Consider the following 18,223-nt stretch of genomic DNA (forward strand, 5'->3'; position numbering starts at 1 on the left):
TGTTAATTAACGGTTTACCTTTCGAACGAACAAGAAGGCAGGGTAACTGATAACCAGAAAAAGTAATGCATATTGACTGCTTGCCAGATCCTGTACTACTGCGCCGACTAGAAAAGCCAGCGAGCAAAGCAGCATCACCACAGGCAATACAGGATAAGCCGGTACTTTCCATGGGCGGGGCAGTGACGGCTCGTTTCTACGTAACGCCAGCAGGGAGGCAAAGCCGGAAGTATATCCGAGAACAAAAAAGAAAGTGGCAATATCTGAGAGTTTTTCGCATGCCTCTTTCCCGATCAATATCAAAAACACAGCTACTGCCGAGGTAATCAGCATCGCTACCGCAGGTGTGCCGCCGGTATTGACATTGGTGCCGGCAGGGAGAAACAATCCGTCGCGGCTCATAGAATAAAGTACTCGGGGATTGAATAGCAGCTGTGCATTGACGATCCCTAAAATTGATATCATCAGAAACAGCGTAACGATTTTGCCGGAACCTTCACCAAAAATGAGACGTATCGCATCCGCCGCAGCCAGTTTCGACTGCGCCAGCTCACTCATTGGTAAAATGTGTAGGATCGCCATATTGCACAGAAGATAGATCGCGATAATCAGTAAAACACCTCCTATCATGGATTTTGGAAGGTTTTTTGACGGATCCTTGTCTTCCTCAGAAAAATAGGCTGCAGTGTGCCAGCCATCGTAAGTGTAAAAAATAGCCTGAAGTGAGAAGATTACTGGCGCGATCCAGCTTCCTGTTGAGATGATTTGACTCGTTGTATTGCGCGCTTGTTCCGCGGTAACTTCGTCGCCATAGATATAGCAAACAGCCACAAAAACGAACAGGCCTATTCCCTTCAGAACACTCATGATATTTTGAAAACTGCTCGCCAGGGCAAGCCCGATCCAGTGAATGCAGGTCAGCACCAGTAATATTGCTGCGGCTACATAAGGTTCGTAGCCTGTGAGCTTAGGAATGAGCAATGCCAGGTATTCGCTCATGGTGTAGACTCCAAAACCCAGGGCGGAGCACGTTCCGAGCCAACTATTGATCCCGACAACGAAGCCGGCGTAATTGCCAAAAGCACGTTGGGCATATACATACCAGGCCCCGGCTTTTGGAACAGAAGTACCCAATTCAATGGTGCAGAGTGTACCAAGAAATGCATAAAGACTTACTGCAACCCAGAGGAGCATGATCAGCCAGGATTCGCCAAGCTGTGCCGCGATTGGCCCGGGCTTGCGCAGGATCCCTGTACCGATTGTGCCGCCCACAGTGACCGCAATACCAAAGCCTACTCCCAGAATCTTTAAAAGCTCGTTTTTGGCAGAGGGCTGTGTCATATCAGGGCGTGAAAGAATGTGCTTTTCGAAAATAGGAAAACTTTTTCTTTTTGTAACTTCCATATTCGTAAGGACATACTTCACGATCAGGTGAGTCCCTGCTGAAACAAAAAAACGGATGCCGTTTTCACAGCATCCGTTTTTACTATTGTTCTAATTTCCTAGAGAATCGCTTCTGCCAATACAAGTACTTTGTTATTAAGCACTTCCACGACGCCTCCGTCAATTACATAAGACTGTTTTGCAGCTCCTGTATCGATCACCACATCGCCCTTTCCAAGTGTACTCACAAGTGGCGCGTGGCGGTTCAGAACCTGAAATTGTCCTTCCGTACCCGGTAATGTCACAGCATTCGCCTCGCCGGCAAACACTTTCTTATCTGGGGTAATTATTTCTAAATGCATCTGTTCGACGTTTAGCTGTTAGCTTTTAGCTGTTAGCTTTTTCTATTTACAAGCAACAACTATGACAAACGGTTTTCGATTATCGTGTTGCTTCTGCAAGCATTTTTTCTCCTTTTGCCTGCGCATCTTCGATGGTTCCAACGAGGTTGAAAGCCATTTCAGGAAGATGGTCATACGCTCCGTCCATGATCAGGTTGAAACCTTTGATCGTATCATTGATATCAACCAAAGTTCCTTTCAAGCCGGTAAACTGCTCAGCCACAAAGAATGGTTGCGACAAGAAACGTTCTACACGACGAGCGCGGGATACAACCAGCTTATCTTCGTCAGAAAGTTCTTCCATACCTAGGATCGCAATGATATCCTGCAATTCTTTATAGCGCTGCAAAATATTTTTCACGCGCTGTGCGCAATCGTAGTGCTCGTTACCCAAAGTCTCGGCGTTCAGGATCCGTGAAGCCGAATCAAGCGGATCGACCGCAGGATAGATACCTTTTTCAGAAACTTTACGGCTTAGTACCGTAGTTGCGTCCAAGTGAGCAAATGTAGTAGCAGGAGCAGGGTCAGTCAAGTCATCCGCAGGTACGTAAACCGCTTGTACAGATGTGATTGAGCCGCGTTTTGTAGATGTAATACGTTCCTGCATCTGTCCCATTTCAGTAGCCAGCGTTGGCTGGTAACCTACCGCAGAAGGCATACGTCCCAAAAGAGCCGATACTTCTGAACCTGCCTGTGTAAAACGGAAGATATTGTCGATAAAGAAAAGGATATCACGACCCTGACCTTCGCCGTCACCATCACGGAAATATTCCGCCATCGTCAAACCTGACAATGCAACACGGGCGCGTGCGCCAGGAGGTTCATTCATTTGTCCGAAAACGAAAGTCGCCTGTGAATCTTTCAAAGTATTGTAATCCACTTTTGAAATATCCCAGCCGCCTTCTTCCATGCTGTGCTTGAACTCTTCGCCGTATTTAATGATACCTGCCTCGATCATTTCGCGCATCAGGTCATTTCCTTCACGGGTACGTTCTCCAACTCCCGCAAATACTGAAAGACCAGCGTAAGCTTTTGCAATATTGTTGATCAATTCCTGGATCAAAACGGTTTTACCAACACCGGCACCACCGAACAAACCGATTTTACCACCTTTTACATAAGGAGCAAGCAAGTCGATTACCTTAATACCTGTGAAAAGGATTTCGGTTGAAGTGGCAAGGTCTTCGAATTTCGGAGCTGAGCGGTGGATTGAGATACCATTTGTAGTATCCAGGGGAGTAAGTCCGTCAATCGCTTCACCGATAACATTAAAAAGGCGACCTTTGATACCTTCACCGATTGGCATTTTAATAGGGGTACCAAGTGGCCTGACTGCCATTCCGCGCTGCATACCTTCGGTACTGTCCATCGCGATGGTACGGATACGGTCCTCGCCAAGGTGCTGTTGACACTCAAGAACTACTTTCGAACCGTTTGGTTTGATGACTTCTAACGCATCGAGGATAGACGGGATGCTACCGCTATCTTCAAATGATACGTCTACAACCGGACCAATTACCTGCGTAATTTTTCCTATGTTTGTCGCGTTTGCCATTATATGATTTTGATTATCTCTAATGAGGTTTTTTTCAGACCGCAAAAGTATAGGATAATTTGGTCAGTACCAAGAAGACACAAAGTGATTTATTGGATATTTTTTAGAAAAGTGTTTCGCAATACTGCGTTCTTTTACATTTAGCATCAAATGATTGTGCTGATTAATAGAATCAGAAACTTTTTGCGGCAAGAAAACATCGCAATCGGGAATTTGAGGAAATATGAAAATAAAGTAAATTTGAAATAGTCACTTAGCCTTATTGTCATATGAATACGCAGCGGCTATGCTGATTCATCCGGTGTTACGAGCGGGCTGATGATTGTTCTGGGTTCCCATATTTCTCCGGGTCTTGCGCTATGGATCACTTCAAAGTTTGACCCGGAATGCTGCTTCGCCCGATATCTGCTGCCCACTTGACAAATTCACTTGAATTACTGAAAACAACTGATCTGGTCGAAATAACAGGCTACTGAACTTTTCGTTGTTTTAAACGAAGCTTTTTACGATCCGGCAAGCACCGGTTTAAACTATTATATGAAGGAGTTTTTTTTCTGGAAGGTTTGGTCAGCGTCGGAGCGCAGAATGGCTGTTGCGGCACTGACCGTTTTATTTTTGGCGATCGTATTTTTTGTATTCAAATGCATTGATCCGCTCGGTAACGTCATTCGCTGGAATGTTGTCAGTGAGCTTTCGGAAGTAAGCTCGGTTGTTGATATTTTACAGCTGGGCAGCTGGCAATACGGTGTTTCAACACCCACACATCTTGTGAGCGAAAGCTTCATGGCTTCGGTCATGGAAGTAGATTATCTGACTGTCCGAATTTTTTGGGTATTTGCTACGATCGGACTCTGCTTTATTTTGGCAGGACTGACCACCTTGTCGAGATTCTGGTATCTAGCAGGAATGGTCGTTTTTATATTGTTTCTCGGTTTTGCACGACTGGAAACGCTGGCAGTCGCAGGCGCCGGCAGCAGGCTCCTTTTCATTTTAACTGTATTGATATACAGCGTTACTACTTATTATTTCCATGCTTTCAAGCCGGAAGCCGGCATAGCGCTACGCATTGGGGGAATGCTTCTGGCATCGTGCATTGTTATATCAATTGCATGGACTATGTCAGCAGCCCCTTTTACAGCGCTGGCAGCAGCAAGTTATTCTTTTCCTTTCTGGCTAATTATAACGATACTTTTTCTACTTGTTTCCGCTACTGAAATTATGGCAGGATTGGTTTGGCTGAGTACCAGCGGATCAATAAAAAAGGGTAGCACCGGCCTGATCAATTTTGTAGTTATTTCCATTTTATACCTCCTGGTATTATTGCTGATTTACCTGCAAAACACACGTCAGATCGACTGGGACGTAACATTGATAAATCCGATTTTCCTTGCACTGGCGGCAGGTATCCTCGGAATCTGGGGATTTCGCCGGAGAGCCGATTCGATGGGAGGCTTACTTCCGTTCAGAAGCGCTGGATTTTGGCTTTACACCGGCATGTTTATCATAGCGGTCGCATTTGCGGGATTAATGGCCGGGAGTGCGAATGATCCGGTACTGGAAGCACTGGAAGATGTCGTGGTGCAGGGGCAGCTGGCTATGGGAGTATTGTTCCTGTTTTACGTTTTGGTCAACTTTTATCCCCTTTTCAAGCAAAAACTGGCAGTTTACAAAGTATTGTATAAGCCGCTAAGATTTGGGCTGACGCAAACCAGGTTATTCGGATTTGCGGGCTTTGTCGTTTTGATCTTTGTTCAAAAACTATTGCCGGTCAATCAGGCAATTGCGGGATATTTCAATGGAATAGGCGACCTGCACGCGGCGACGGAGGAATTCACACTGTCGGAACAATACTATAAGCTGGCATTGCGGCAGGAATTTCAGAACCATAAATCCAATTACTCACTCGCTTCGCTGGCTATCCGCCAGGGTGACCGGACTGCGGCCGCCTTTTACTTCCGGCAAGCATTATTAAAAGATCCTTCGGCCCAGGCTTATGCTGGGCTGAGCGCGATATTGGCACAGGAAAACCTGTTTTTTGATGCAGTTCATAGTTTGCAGGAAGGTATCGGCCGCTTTCCTGAAAGTGGGGAGCTGCTGAATAACCTTGGGATGCTTTATTCCAAAACAAATGTGGCGGATTCTGCGTACTACTATATTGAGAAAGCCCAGGCCAACGCAAAACGTCCAGAGATTCCGGCTACCAATCTGTTGGCTATTTTGGCAAAAAATACGGATTCTGGTCTGCTGGACTCGCTGGCATCAAACATAGAAAAATATAACTATTTGTCGTGGCAGGCCAATTGGCTTGCAGTTCAGAATTTAAGACAGCAATTCGTGAAACAGGATTTCAATGCCAGCGCAGTGCCGGCGGATTCGCTTTTAAGCGTGTCGGCTTCCGCCTATTTGCTGAATTATGCTGTTAATCAGGCGCGAACAGAAAATACTTCCGCGACATTATTGACCAAGCTGGCAGCAAACAACCCTGTCCTCTCGAAGGATCTGACCTGGGCCGCGCTGTATCCTGAATTTTACAGCGGCGACAAGCTTCGGGCTTTGCGGTCACTCACTGCCCTGGCTTCCGACGAGGAAGAAAAAGGCGATCAATACCATAAGGTTTTGGGTCACTGGTTTTTGCAGCTTGGTTTATACGAAAAGGCTATTGAGAACTTATCTGTGGTTGAAGGTCTCGAAGGAACAATTGGAATGGCGGTTGCGAATGCGCTGTATGATAAAAGAGAAGTAGCGGCTATTTTGCTAGATAAGATCCAGGAGAAAGAAAACAACCCGGCGATTGAGAATTTGAAGCAGAGCCTTTTTTCAGGAGTAAGACCAAAGACACCAGGTGACTCTTTATTAAAAACAGCATTGCAGTCGCCGACAGACGAAAGTTTTCAAAAGGCAATTGATATTAATCCCTTTAATGCACAGACGGTATCGGCCGCATCGGTTTATTTCAGGGGGAAAAAACAAACGGATAAAGCGTATAAATTGGTACTGAATGCGCTTGCTTATAATGAATATGATGCGAGACTTTGGGAGCAATATGCTTATCTCAGTCTCGAACAGGGGTTGACCGGCCAGGCAAAAGAAGGCGAAGAGAAAGTAAAACAATACGCGACGGTCGCCGACTATCAGCAATTTATCAGCCGCTATCAACCTATGCAGGCACTTATCGAAAAACGGCGGGCGGAATTTCAGTGATTTGATATTTTAGTTATCTGTAAATTACACTTCATCAGCAATGTCTTTAACCTGTAAATTCAATTTCACCGGCACCGAATGCAGGATTTTCAGAGGAAAAGTAATAGCCGGGTTATTGAAAACGAGCTCGTGGAAAAATGACGGATATGGCGAGCTCGACGGGAATATGCTCAGATTTAAAACCAGGGGATTTTGGCAAAGAAAAACCGAGATCCGGGACATTGAGGGCCAAAATACATTGGGCGAAATCGAGTACCACCTTTTAAAGGGGGCAGCAACAATTAAATATAGCGGGAGAAGCTATCATTGGCACTTCGCTTCCTGGACAAGACAAAAATGGGAAGTGAGGAATGATGAAGAAAGCGCGAAATATCAGGCGACCAGTCTTTGGAAAAATGAAGGAGAGTTGGTGAATGAAGGTGTTTCGGCTGCAGTAATCCTGGCTTCTTTATTCGTATCAAATCATTTCCGGAAAATAACGGCAGCATCCTAACAGGAAAATTTCAATATGAGAATTATAGAAACCAGCGAGATTGCAAAACGTTACGTGATGGGAAGTGAAGTAATTCAGGCACTTAAATCGGTAACAATTTCTGTAAATAAGGGTGAATATGTCGCTTTTATGGGTCCGTCGGGCTCCGGTAAGTCGACGTTGATGAACATTATAGGATGCCTGGATACTCCGACTACCGGCCGGTACATTCTTAATAATAAGGATGTCAGCGATATGACTGAAAGTGAGCTGGCCGAGATCAGGAACAAGGAAATTGGTTTTGTGTTTCAGACATTCAATTTGTTACCCAGAATGTCGTCGCTGGATAATGTCGCGCTGCCACTGATATATGCAGGTCTCGGAAAGTCTGATCGGACGGAAAAAGCAATGCTTTCGCTGAAAAACGTCGGCCTTGAAAACCGGGCCGGGCACAAGCCAAATGAACTTTCCGGCGGCCAGCGCCAGCGCGTTGCCATTGCCCGGGCGCTGGTGAATGACCCCAGTATTCTGCTCGCTGATGAGCCGACGGGAAACCTTGATTCCAAAACTTCCTATGAGATCATGGACTTGTTCGACCAGTTATATAGCAAAGGAAATACGATCGTAATGGTTACCCACGAAGAAGATATTGCGCATTATGCTCATCGCATTGTGCGTTTACGCGACGGTTTGGTAGAGTCGGATACGATTAATCCTAATCCTACGAAAGTTTCGGCGATGGTTTAAAGGTTCAAACGATTGTCATATAATATGGAGATTGATTAGTTTTGTGTTAACAGCGGAGACGATCTATTTCAAAGCTTCGTGGATCCGAATGAGTTACTTTTCCGGTAGTTCATTCGGATTATTTTTATCAGACCAACTATGAAGATCAATTTTAAAGACCTCATTTTATTCGAAAACGAGGATTTTTTAGTCGTAAATAAACCCCCGCACCTGGCTACACTGGACGAGCGTACTGCCGACAGAGGCGGTAGTGTTTTGAGACTGGCAAAAGAATACAACTCTGAATTACAGGCAGCTCACCGGCTGGACAAGGAAACTTCGGGTGCACTTGCATTTGCTAAAAATCCTGCAGCTTACCGGCATCTGGCGATGCAATTTGAGCATCGCGAGGTGACAAAGCGTTACCACGCCGTCTCGAATGGTATTCATAAATTGGATAGCATTTCAGTTTTTTTGCCGATCCTGCCTTTAAAAAATGGTACAGCCGTGAAAATCGACCGGGCAGAAGGAAAGGTTGCAGAGACTATTTTCAACACATTACAGGTTTACAGAGGATACACATTAGTGGAATGTATACCCATCACAGGTCGCATGCACCAGATTCGGATTCACTTGTCTTGCTTAAAAGCGCCGATCGTTTGCGATGCGCAATATGGCGGGGAGGTAATTTATCTTTCCAGTCTTAAACGGAAATTTAATTTGAAGAAGGAAACCGAGGAACAGCCTCTTATTCAGCGGGTTGCGCTTCATGCGCATTCGCTTTCCTTTGCATTAATGGATGGTGAGCGGATCCGCATTGAGGCTCCGTATCCCAAAGATTTTGAGGTACTTGTGAAGCAATTGAACAAATTCGGGATGTAGTAGCACAATTTTTTAAAGGTTAGGAAAAGATTGTGTACGTTTAGCTTTCATTTTTTAACCTTAACTATATGTCCATGCGGATACACACATTTAAGAACCTGCGGGTACTGCTGATCACCTTGTTTTCTATTTTTTTGGCTCAACTCGCCAATGCACAGAGCCCCCGCAAAAATGATGTTATCGTAAAACGCGACAGCTCGCAAATTCAGGCGCTGATTACGCAGATGACGAACGAAAAGATCAATTACCGAGATCTTGGCACACCTGATAGCGTGAAAACCTATATTTACCTGGATCAGGTAGCGAAGGTTTTACTGAAAAACGGGAAGACAATCAATGTCAGAGATTCTATTCAACCCGGAAAAATACCACCTGATTCGGTTGGACAGTATGCCGACCTGAACAATTTGCCTACCGACCCTTTCGAGAAAAGTATTGTAATGGCAAATTCCGACCAGCTACGGGATAAATATGAATATCATCACAACAAATCAATAGACGGAAAAACGGGCGCAATCGTCTTCACGTCGATCGCTGTGGCTACGCTTATTTCCGGCGTCATTGTTACTGCGGTAGGAGACGATCCGGATGATAAGAAATTCGGCGGAGCACTAGCGATTGCGGGGCCGGCGTTTGGAGTGGTGTTTGGCTCCTTGTCTTTCAATAAATATCGGGTTCATAGAAAAAAGGCTGAGAAAGTGAAGACGGAATTGGAAAAGCGCGGCCAGCCACTTACTACATTTAAGATTGGCCCACGTTTCGACCCGTTTAATAAGTCAGGCCACCTCACGTTGCGGATGACATTTTGATTAAGGCGGATTTATTACTTCATTGGTAGCTAATATTAAATTTTTAGCTCCTTCCATCAATGAAAGTAATTTTATCACTGCTGAAGTCTCAGCTGTTAGCCATTTCACTCTTTCTTTTATTAAATCCGGTTTCCGCCCAGACCTCACGGAAGCCGGATATTATTTTGTTGCGTGACGATGCAAAACTGGAAGTTGTCATCCAGGAAGTGGACGACAAAGTTATTAAGTACAAGAAAGTCAGTGATCAGGAAGGGCCCTTATTTACAATTAAAAAGTCCGAAATCGCGTCCATCCAATATGGGAACGGTGAGGTAGAAACGTTCGAGACGGTGCTGGAAGTACCCAGTTATTATTCGCCCGGACAAGCGGCCTCTCAGCAGGCGCGACCCGCGCAAATCTCGCCGCCAGGTTCGCGGAACAGGTTCATGGAGGAGGTTAGAAATTCGTCGGCGGACCATCTTCGGACCACCTATAAATACTATAAAGGAAAATCTAAAACGGGCCTTGTTCTGGGAATCGCTGGTACTTCGGCAGGGTTGATCTTCGTTGGAGTGGGAGCGGGGATTATCGCGGGTTCAGTAGATGCGAACGGAAACTTTGCAACCTACGCAGATGAGCGCCGCGCGATACGCGGAGCCTGGATGATGATTGGTGGTTTTGCCGGTGCAGCCACATTTGGTACTGTTGGGTTTATCAAAGCAGGAAAAAATGGCTCGAAAGCCAGCAAGATCAGGAGGGAGTTAATTCACAGAGGCGAACCGATCGTATTTAGTGTGAGCCCCGGATATAACTCGTATATGCAAGCCGGGTATCTTACTGTGAATATTAGTTTTTAAGATCAAACAACATAAAAAGGCCTGAGAATCAATTTCTCAGGCCTTTTTATGAATTCTATAATCTATTAAAACTTGAAAGTAATCCCCACTTTTAACGGAGTTACATTATATCCCACTTCGGCAAATGCAGCCATGTTAGGCTTGAAATAGTATCTTCCGCCTCCAAAAACGCCAAATAGTACTTTGCTGCCGTAGGTGTCGTTGTAAACACCTCCAAAAGGAGTATCCGCTTTGTAGCTGGAAATGTAATAACCTAGAGAAACACCTCCATAAAGGTCTAATTTTTCAATTTCCAAAAAATGTTTGCCAAAGTGGTATGAACCTCTGGCGGCTATTGGTAAAAAAGTATAACGATATTTATAACCAGCGCCATAATTGTATCCCCAAGTGTAAAAGTCAGCTTGCGCTCCTACGCTTATAAAGTCGGTGACGCCGTATTCAAATGCTGCGCCAACAGCAACACCACCTCCGTAATAAGAACCAAGGCCAAGACCAACGTTGAGAAGTTTATCGCCTTTTTCATATTGAGCAAAGGCCTTCTCAGAAGTTACACTCAAAACCGAGGCAACTAATAGCATGAATAGAATCTTTTTCATCGTAATAGATTAGTTATTGTTAATAATGGCACAAATTAAAGCCTTTAATTGAATGCTTCAAAACTTGTGCCATTTATAGTTATTATCCGGGGTATCTTACCTTATAAGTGGCCCAACACCTTTTTTTCTAAACTAGATTTCTTTACGCAACTTTTCTTTGAAGACTTTTTTGAATTTGTCAAGTTTTGGGGCAATTACGAATGCGCAATAGCCCTGGTCCGGATTGTTTGCGTAATAATTCTGATGATAGTCTTCGGCAGGGTAAAACTTTACCGCCTTTGAGATTTCAGTCACAATGGGTTTGGCATACGCTCCTGATTTGTCCAATTCAGTCTTTGCCTTCTCGGCAAGGGACTTTTGTTCCTCATTATGATAAAAAATAACGGAGCGGTATTGCGTTCCAACGTCATTTCCCTGGCGATTTAGCGAAGTAGGATCATGGCTGCGGAAAAATGCTTCCAGCAGATCGGCATAGGTGATCACTTTTGGATCGTAAACTACCTCTACGCATTCAGCGTGGCCGGTGTTGCCGGTGCAAACTGCCTCATAATTCGGTTTTGGATCGTGACCGCCTGAATAGCCGGAAACAACTTTTTTTACGCCATCCAAAGATTCCAGTACAGCTTCTGTGCACCAGAAACACCCGGTCCCGAAGGTGGCAATCTCCATATTTGCAGTATCAACATTCTTTTCGTCAAGCGAGGTAAAAGCCGCCTCTTTTTCCATTTTTCGTTTCTGTTTTTTATCCGACTGAGCGCACGATATCACAACCATGGAGCACAGGAAGAGGAACGTCAAAATCGGGATGGTTGTTCTCATTTTTAGTATTAGGGTTATTGTCAAAAAGATTAACGAATACCTTATAAAGAAAGTTTTCTATCTGGTATTGATGCATTATTTACGAAATTTGCTTACAAAAGGATCGGTACCACAGACGTAACAACTGCATATTCCGGCATTCGATGAACTTATGACATACCTTCATTTCAAGGCGCTCCATATTATTTTTGTAGTAAGCTGGTTTGCCGGACTTTTCTATATGCCCCGGTTATTTGTTTACCACACGGAGGCGAAGGATAAGGCAGATCCCGAGCGGGAAATCCTGCTGGCACAGTTTACGAAAATGGAGAAATTGCTCTGGAATGCGATCATGACACCAGCCTGCTGGCTGGCGCTGATCTGCGGAGGCGTAATGCTTTATATTACTCCCGCCTGGCTGGATCAGGACTGGATGCGCATGAAATTGTTGTTTGTGCTGGGTTTGCTTGTATATCATTCATTTACACGCAAGATTCTGCTGGAATTACGAGAGGGAAAATTTCGGTTCTCTTCGTTCCAACTCAGGCTTTTCAATGAGGTCGCCACGGTCTTTCTGTTCTCGATCGTTTTTTTGGTGGTATTGAAAAATACTGTTGACTGGCTCTGGGGCGTACTCGGGCTGATCGCGTTTGCAGTTTTGATAATGACGGCGGTGCGGATCGTAAAAAGGGTGAGGGATAAAAACACAAAAGCTGAACCTTAGATTTCTCATCAGGTTCAGCTTTGTGCCGAAGGCGGGACTCGAACCCGCATGGGGCAACCCCCACACGCCTCTGAAACGTGCGTGTCTACCAGTTTCACCACTTCGGCATTGAAATTGGGTTGGCAAAAATAACCAACACAATCGATTTTCCAAGTCAGCCAAACCTGCAAAGCGTATAAAAAATCAAATTTTTACGCTCTCGTAAAGCGCTGGAATGTGAATGCTTTGAAAGCCAGCCTTTTCCAGTTTCAATTTAAAGGATATTTGTGTTTCGTATTCTCCATGGACGAGAAACACTTTCTGTACCCTCGAAGGTGTCTGGCAGGATAGAAAGTCGAGCATTTCATTATAGTCTCCATGCCCGGAAAACGAATCCATGCTTTCCACGTGGCAGCGCACATCGAACTTTTCCCCAAAGATATTGACTTGCTTGTCGCCGCGTTTCAATGCACCGGCCAGCGTATTCTCGGACGCATAGCCTACCAGCAGGACCGTACAATTTTCGTTGCCGATATTGTTCTTAATATGGTGCTTGATCCGTCCTGCCTCTGCCATTCCGGATGCGGAAATAATGATACAAGGTTCCGGTTTATCGTTCAAAGCAATCGATTCTGCTACTTCCGACACATAATGCAAATAGGGAAATGCGAATGCATCTCCGTCTTTTTCAATGTATTCCAGGATTTCCGGATTAAAACATTCTTCGTGTTCCTTCATAATGGCAGTCGCCCGAATTGCCAGCGGGCTGTCAATATATACCGGAATGTGTGGTAGCGATCCGGAGCTGTAAAGCTGATCGAGCGCGTAGATCAGCTCCTGTGTACGGTCAATCGCAAATGCGGGAATGATCAGTTTGCCTCTTCGGTCGACGCAGGTATCTCTCACAATTTTCAGTAAATGCTCCTTCATATCCACTTCCTTCTCGTGGATACGGTCGCCGTAAGTAGATTCGCAAATGATAATATCCGCCTGTGGGAATGTGTCCGGTTTTTTGAGTATCCGATCTTCCGGCCTGCCGATATCTCCGGTGAAAGTCAGCTGTTTAAAGGTTCCATTGTCTGGAATAGTAAGATGTACCGCCGCACTTCCCAGCAAATGCGCCGCGTCGGTTAGAAGCACAGCTACCTCTTTGTCCTCACCCAAATAAAATGTCTGACCATATTTAACGGTTTTAAATAATGTCAATGCGTGCGCTGCATCTTCCGAATCGTACAATTCTTCGAGTAAAGGGCGGCCCTGGTTTTTCCTGCGGCGGTTGATCCGCTCCAAATCCTTTTCCTGAATATGTGCACTATCCATTAACATAACCGTGCAAAGGTCGGCAGTTGCGGCAGTGGTATAAATTTCACCTTTGAATCCTTTTTTGACAAGCCGGGGAATGAGTCCGGAGTGGTCAATGTGAGCGTGAGACAGAATCAGGTAGTCGACTTCGGAGGGCTTAAAACCAAAACTCTGGTTGAATTCGTCTGTCTGGATTCCCTGAAAAAGGCCGCAGTCAAGTAGTATTTTCGTGCCTTTTTCAGTGGTTATCAAATGCTTGCTTCCGGTAACGGTACGTGCAGCACCAAAAAATTGAATCAGCATCGGGAAGAGGTTAAGTAGTTAAATAATTGGAAGGATTTTACGCGAGAACGTAAATGGAATCCAGGTTTCTGCCGATACCATCGTAGTCGAGACCATAGCCGACGACAAACTTGTTCTCGATTTCAAAACCTGTATAGCGCATATTAACAGGTGTTTTGAGTGCTTCCGGTTTGTGAAGTAATGTAGCTATTTCAACCGACTTAGGCGACATCTCCCGGACTTTCATTACCAACTTGGTCATAGTAAGGCCGGTATCGACAATATCTTCAATAATGATGATGTCCCTGTCTTTTAAGCTTTGATCGAGACCGATAATTTCTTTGACTTCGCCCGTAGACTCGGTTTTAGAATAGGAAGAAAAACGGATAAAGGTAATTTCGCAGGACAAATTGATTCTTTTAACCAGCTCACTTGCAAAAAGGAACGCGCCGTTCAAAACAACCAAAAAGACAGGACAATGATTTTCGTAATCTTTACTAATCAATGCGGCAAGCTCGGAAATACGGGTTTCGATGGTCGCGGTGGGGATGAATGGGACAAAAGCTTTGTCGAGAATCTGAATCATATCCGGGGATGTCATTTGGGCAATGCTCTGAGGATCAATATTAACTCTTTTTTTAAAAACCGGGCCGATGACAAACGTAAAATATAAATCCGGCGTTAATTAGGACAAGTTTACCCCTGCTATGAAAAGTATCATTAACACCATCATCTTCTGCTGTTTAACTGCAATTTCAATCCAAAACACTTCCGCTCAATTGTATTCTTCGGCCGAACTGGACAAGAATTACGATATGATCCTGAAAAACCCAAGTGTGCAGATTGAATCGACGGAAGCGATCAATATGCTTTACAATTATCAGTTTCACGAAGCAGATGCAGAGTTCCGGTGGCTCAAATACCGTTACCCGAAACACCCGATGCCGCACTTTCTGATGGGGCTTGCCGAGTGGTGGAAAATAGTGCCGAATACCGACAACGAAGCCTACGATAAGACTTTCCTGGCGCAAATGGATTCGACCATTAACCTGGCTGAGGAGCTCTACGACAATGAAAAGAACAAAGTAGAGCCGGCATTTTTCCTGGCCGCGGCTTATGCATTCAAAGGCAGATTGTATGCCGAACGTGAAAGCTGGACAAAAGCAGCGTTTGCCGGAAAAAAATCCCTTAAATATTTTGAGCAATGCAAAGGAAACGGTGATCTGACGCCGGAGTTGCTTTTCGGTGACGGGCTCTATAATTATTACGCGGAGTGGGTACCCAAAGAATATCCGATCCTGAAACCGATTTTAGCGCTTTTTCCGAAAGGAAACAAAAAGCTGGGCGAGCAGCAATTAGAAAAGGTAGGAAACAACGCATTTTACACGAGGGTGGAAGCCAGGTATTTTCTATTGCAGATATATAGCATTGAAAATGAGTACAATAAAGCCTACGAAATGGCGAAATACATGTGGCAGACTTATCCCAATAACCCGTATTTTGAGCGGTACTTTTGCAGGACCGCATTTGTAACCGGCAAAATGGGAGAAGCTGAGCGTGCTGCGCAGAATATTATCGACAAAATAAGCAAAGGAATGCCTGGTTATGAAGGCGTGAGTGGTAGAAACGCGGCCTATGTACTTGCTTACTATAATATGAACTACCATCGCAACTATGATCTGGCGAGCCAATATTACAAGAAAGCGATCGAGTACTCAACGCAAACCAACTCGATGAATGCGGGATATTACGTTTCGTCGCTTTTGGGTTTAGGCAAAATTGCTGAAACTAAAAAGGATTACGATGAAGCTTTGAAGTACTATAAACTGGCCGACGATCGTGCGGATAAGAAATCGAGCCAAAATAAGGAAGCCAAAACCGCGATCGCGAATCTAAAAAAAATGAAACGAGACCAGCGAAGAAAGCGGTGACCTTTCTATTGCGCTAGGTTGATCAGCCGACCTGATTTTATCAGGCTGAGCGGAGTCGAAGCACGTGCCACTACTCCGCTTAGCTTGACAAGTTGTCACTTTTTCAACGCTGCATAATGTTTGAAAAACAGCGGAATGGTCTCAATTCCTTTATAGTAATTGAACAACCCATAGCTTTCGTTTGGCGAATGCAGGGCATCGATATCCAGTCCAAATCCCATCAGAATACTTTTACACCCTAATTCCTGCTCGAAAAGCGCGACGATAGGGATACTTCCTCCTCCGCGGGTCGGGATTGGTTTTTTACCAAAAGCCTCTTCCATCGCCAGTTCGGCAGCTTTGTATTCTATTGAATCAGTTGGGGTTACGTAAGGCAGCCCACCGTGATGCGGCGTCACTTTTACCTTCACCGATGCCGGCGCAATCGATTCGAAATGCTTTGTAAACAGTTCAAGGATTTCATCGTCGGTTTGGTGCGGTACCAGGCGCATCGATATTTTCGCATTTGCCTTCGAAGGTAAAACCGTTTTGGCGCCTTCACCAATATACCCTCCCCAGATCCCGTTCACATCCAGCGTCGGGCGGACGGAAGTTCTTTCGATGGTCGAATAGCCTGCCTCTCCATGAATATCATCGATTTGCAGGTCTTTTTTATATTCATCCAAATCAAAAGGCGCTGCATTTAACGCTTTCCGCTGCTCTGAGGTAAGCTCTTCTACTTTTTCGTAAAACCCTGGAATGGTGATGTGACCGTTTTCATCTTTCAGCGACGCGATCATTTCGCACAATACATTAATAGGGTTTGCGACGCCGCCGCCATAAACGCCCGAATGCAGGTCGCGGTTTGCGCCTGTTACTTCCACTTCCACATATGTCAAGCCGCGCAGGCCGGTCTCGATAGAAGGCACATCGTTCGCGATAATGCTTGTATCGGATATCAGAATGGTGTCACAGCGAAGCATTTCACGATGTTCTTTTACAAATGTCCCGAGATTGGAAGAGCCTATTTCTTCTTCTCCCTCGATCATGATTTTTACATTGCAAGCCAGGTTGCCAGTCTCAACCATCATTTCCAGCGCTTTGATATGCATATAAAACTGACCTTTATCATCGCACGCGCCGCGCGCATAGATGCGCTCGTTTTTGATCACCGGCTCAAAAGGAGGCGAATTCCACAGTTCGTATGGATCGGCGGGCTGCACATCATAATGCCCGTAAATGAGCACAGTAGGCAATTTCGGATCAATGATCTTTTCGCCGTACACAACCGGATGTCCGGCAGTTTGGTAGATCTCAGCTCTGTCTGCGCCGGCTTTCTGGATGCTGTCCCGCACAAATTCGGCGGCAGTCAGCATATCGTTTTTGAATTTGGAATCCGCACTCACAGACGGAATGCGCAGTAAATCGAGTAATTCACTTAAAAATCTATCGCGGTTTTCTTCTATGTAAGTCTGCATTGCTGTTGATTAAAATGTGGGGACAAGTTAAAAAAATAACCCCTAAGGTTTCCCCAGGGGTTAGTATTTCTTGGTTTTAAAGAACCTAAGAGCGGACTGCTGATTTCGATTTTCCGAAAAGATTGACCCGGTTTTCGTTACCGTTTAAGAGTCTTACAATGTTTTTTTGATGCGTAAAAACGACCAGAATAAACATGACGAAACCAAATACGACCAGTAGCGGCTCCGGGTGGCCAAACATACCTGCCCAGGAAAGTACCGGGAAAGCCAGTGTCGCCAGAATAGAGCTTAGTGAAACGTACTGAGATGCAAGTAGTGTCAGAATAAATATGGTAATGCAAACAGAAGCTAATTCAGGGTGGATCGCCAGGACCATGCCCAGCAAAGTTGCAATTCCCTTTCCGCCTTTAAAATTTACGAAAACAGGGAAAATATGACCGATAATCGCGATAATCCCGAAAAGGATCTTGTACACGAGCAGCTCGGTTTCGCCGATTTCATTCATATAAAATAGCATTGAAGCAAGACAGGTAGCTGTCCAGCCTTTCAATACATCGATCAGCATCACGACTGTTCCGGCTCTTTTGCCCAGCACCCTGAATGTATTGGTAGCACCTGCATTCCCACTTCCCTGCTTGCGTACGTCGATTCCAAAATAACCTATTCCGTACCAGACTGAGCTGGGTATAGAACCTAACAAATAAGCGGCAACAATTGATACTATTAATAAGGCAACACTCATTTTGTATTATTCAATGATAAATTTAAATTACAATCAGTTTTCTTCAAAAATACGATAGTTAGAGGATTTTCCAAGTAAAAAGTCCGTAAAACTACGATTCTATCACCAAATTTTCAAAGTGTAGCATAAAGTATTGCAATTATTAAA

The 18,223-nt window shown here is 44.9% G+C and carries 17 protein-coding genes and 1 tRNA gene; 8 read left to right on the forward strand and 10 right to left on the reverse strand.

Annotated features, from left to right (window positions below; translation table 11 throughout):
• Positions 1–6: 6 nt before the first annotated feature.
• From FXO21_RS11125 to atpD, 3 genes are all read right to left on the reverse strand, one after another.
• Positions 7–1,341: an APC family permease gene (locus FXO21_RS11125; protein WP_149643460.1), complete on the reverse strand. Its 1,335-nt coding sequence runs from the start codon at positions 1,339–1,341 to the stop codon at positions 7–9.
• Positions 1,342–1,502: 161 nt separating this feature from the next.
• Positions 1,503–1,745, reverse strand: coding sequence for an ATP synthase F1 subunit epsilon (gene atpC, locus FXO21_RS11130; protein WP_149640138.1), 243 nt, complete (start codon positions 1,743–1,745; stop codon positions 1,503–1,505).
• Positions 1,746–1,824: 79 nt separating this feature from the next.
• The gene (atpD, locus tag FXO21_RS11135) at positions 1,825–3,339 is read right to left on the reverse strand and encodes a F0F1 ATP synthase subunit beta (protein WP_149640139.1); all 1,515 of its coding nucleotides are present in this window, start codon (positions 3,337–3,339) and stop codon (positions 1,825–1,827) included.
• A gap of 537 nt (positions 3,340–3,876) precedes the next feature.
• On the opposite strand from atpD, the gene FXO21_RS11140 reads away from it, so the two are divergent.
• The 6 genes from FXO21_RS11140 to FXO21_RS11165 all read left to right on the forward strand — a co-directional run bounded on the left by FXO21_RS11140 (position 3,877) and on the right by FXO21_RS11165 (position 10,265).
• The gene (locus FXO21_RS11140; protein ID WP_192579204.1) at positions 3,877–6,540 is read left to right on the forward strand and encodes a tetratricopeptide repeat protein; all 2,664 of its coding nucleotides are present in this window, start codon (positions 3,877–3,879) and stop codon (positions 6,538–6,540) included.
• A 40-nt stretch (positions 6,541–6,580) separates the two neighbouring features.
• Positions 6,581–7,033 carry a hypothetical protein gene (locus tag FXO21_RS11145; protein WP_149640140.1) on the forward strand — a complete coding sequence of 151 codons (453 nt, stop codon included), beginning with the start codon at positions 6,581–6,583 and terminating at the stop codon, positions 7,031–7,033.
• Positions 7,034–7,048: 15 nt separating this feature from the next.
• Positions 7,049–7,759, forward strand: a complete 711-nt coding sequence (locus tag FXO21_RS11150) for an ABC transporter ATP-binding protein (RefSeq protein ID WP_149640141.1) — start codon at positions 7,049–7,051, stop codon at positions 7,757–7,759.
• A 138-nt stretch (positions 7,760–7,897) separates the two neighbouring features.
• Entirely contained in the window at positions 7,898–8,620 is a 723-nt protein-coding gene (locus tag FXO21_RS11155; protein WP_149640142.1) for an RluA family pseudouridine synthase, read from the forward strand.
• A 68-nt stretch (positions 8,621–8,688) separates the two neighbouring features.
• On the forward strand, positions 8,689–9,429 hold the full coding sequence (locus FXO21_RS11160) for a hypothetical protein (RefSeq protein WP_225865651.1): 741 nt from the start codon (positions 8,689–8,691) through the stop codon (positions 9,427–9,429).
• 59 nt (positions 9,430–9,488) lie between these two features.
• Positions 9,489–10,265 (forward strand): hypothetical protein, encoded by a 777-nt coding sequence (locus FXO21_RS11165; RefSeq protein WP_149640143.1) that lies wholly within the window; start codon positions 9,489–9,491, stop codon positions 10,263–10,265.
• Positions 10,266–10,330: 65 nt separating this feature from the next.
• Here FXO21_RS11165 and FXO21_RS11170 read toward each other — a convergent pair whose 3' ends face one another.
• Both FXO21_RS11170 and msrA read right to left on the reverse strand, forming a co-directional pair.
• Positions 10,331–10,861 carry a hypothetical protein gene (locus FXO21_RS11170; protein WP_149640144.1) on the reverse strand — a complete coding sequence of 177 codons (531 nt, stop codon included), beginning with the start codon at positions 10,859–10,861 and terminating at the stop codon, positions 10,331–10,333.
• Between the two features lie 132 nt (positions 10,862–10,993).
• Complete coding sequence (gene msrA, locus FXO21_RS11175; protein ID WP_225865652.1) at positions 10,994–11,680, reverse strand: peptide-methionine (S)-S-oxide reductase MsrA; 687 nt, start codon at positions 11,678–11,680, stop codon at positions 10,994–10,996.
• 151 nt (positions 11,681–11,831) lie between these two features.
• Between msrA and FXO21_RS11180 the strand changes: the two genes are divergently transcribed.
• Complete coding sequence (locus tag FXO21_RS11180) at positions 11,832–12,383, forward strand: CopD family protein (RefSeq protein ID WP_149640145.1); 552 nt, start codon at positions 11,832–11,834, stop codon at positions 12,381–12,383.
• Positions 12,384–12,406: 23 nt separating this feature from the next.
• Here the strand turns inward: FXO21_RS11180 and FXO21_RS11185 are convergent.
• The 3 genes from FXO21_RS11185 to hpt all read right to left on the reverse strand — a co-directional run bounded on the left by FXO21_RS11185 (position 12,407) and on the right by hpt (position 14,532).
• Positions 12,407–12,490, reverse strand: a tRNA-Leu gene (locus FXO21_RS11185).
• A gap of 76 nt (positions 12,491–12,566) precedes the next feature.
• The gene (locus FXO21_RS11190) at positions 12,567–13,967 is read right to left on the reverse strand and encodes an MBL fold metallo-hydrolase RNA specificity domain-containing protein (RefSeq protein WP_149640146.1); all 1,401 of its coding nucleotides are present in this window, start codon (positions 13,965–13,967) and stop codon (positions 12,567–12,569) included.
• 37 nt (positions 13,968–14,004) lie between these two features.
• Positions 14,005–14,532 carry a hypoxanthine phosphoribosyltransferase gene (gene hpt, locus FXO21_RS11195; protein WP_149640147.1) on the reverse strand — a complete coding sequence of 176 codons (528 nt, stop codon included), beginning with the start codon at positions 14,530–14,532 and terminating at the stop codon, positions 14,005–14,007.
• A 121-nt stretch (positions 14,533–14,653) separates the two neighbouring features.
• Here hpt and FXO21_RS11200 point away from each other — a divergent pair, with 121 nt between their 5' ends.
• A complete protein-coding gene (locus FXO21_RS11200) occupies positions 14,654–15,877 on the forward strand; it encodes a tetratricopeptide repeat protein (protein ID WP_149640148.1) in 1,224 nt (407 codons plus the stop codon).
• A 95-nt stretch (positions 15,878–15,972) separates the two neighbouring features.
• Here FXO21_RS11200 and FXO21_RS11205 read toward each other — a convergent pair whose 3' ends face one another.
• Both FXO21_RS11205 and plsY read right to left on the reverse strand, forming a co-directional pair.
• Positions 15,973–17,334, reverse strand: coding sequence for a dipeptidase (locus FXO21_RS11205; protein ID WP_149640149.1), 1,362 nt, complete (start codon positions 17,332–17,334; stop codon positions 15,973–15,975).
• An 85-nt stretch (positions 17,335–17,419) separates the two neighbouring features.
• The gene (gene plsY, locus FXO21_RS11210) at positions 17,420–18,076 is read right to left on the reverse strand and encodes a glycerol-3-phosphate 1-O-acyltransferase PlsY (protein WP_149640150.1); all 657 of its coding nucleotides are present in this window, start codon (positions 18,074–18,076) and stop codon (positions 17,420–17,422) included.
• Between the last annotated feature and the right edge of the window lie 147 nt (positions 18,077–18,223).

Origin of the sequence: Dyadobacter sp. UC 10, from assembly GCF_008369915.1 — a bacterium.
Taxonomy (GTDB): Bacteria; Bacteroidota; Bacteroidia; order Cytophagales; family Spirosomataceae; genus Dyadobacter.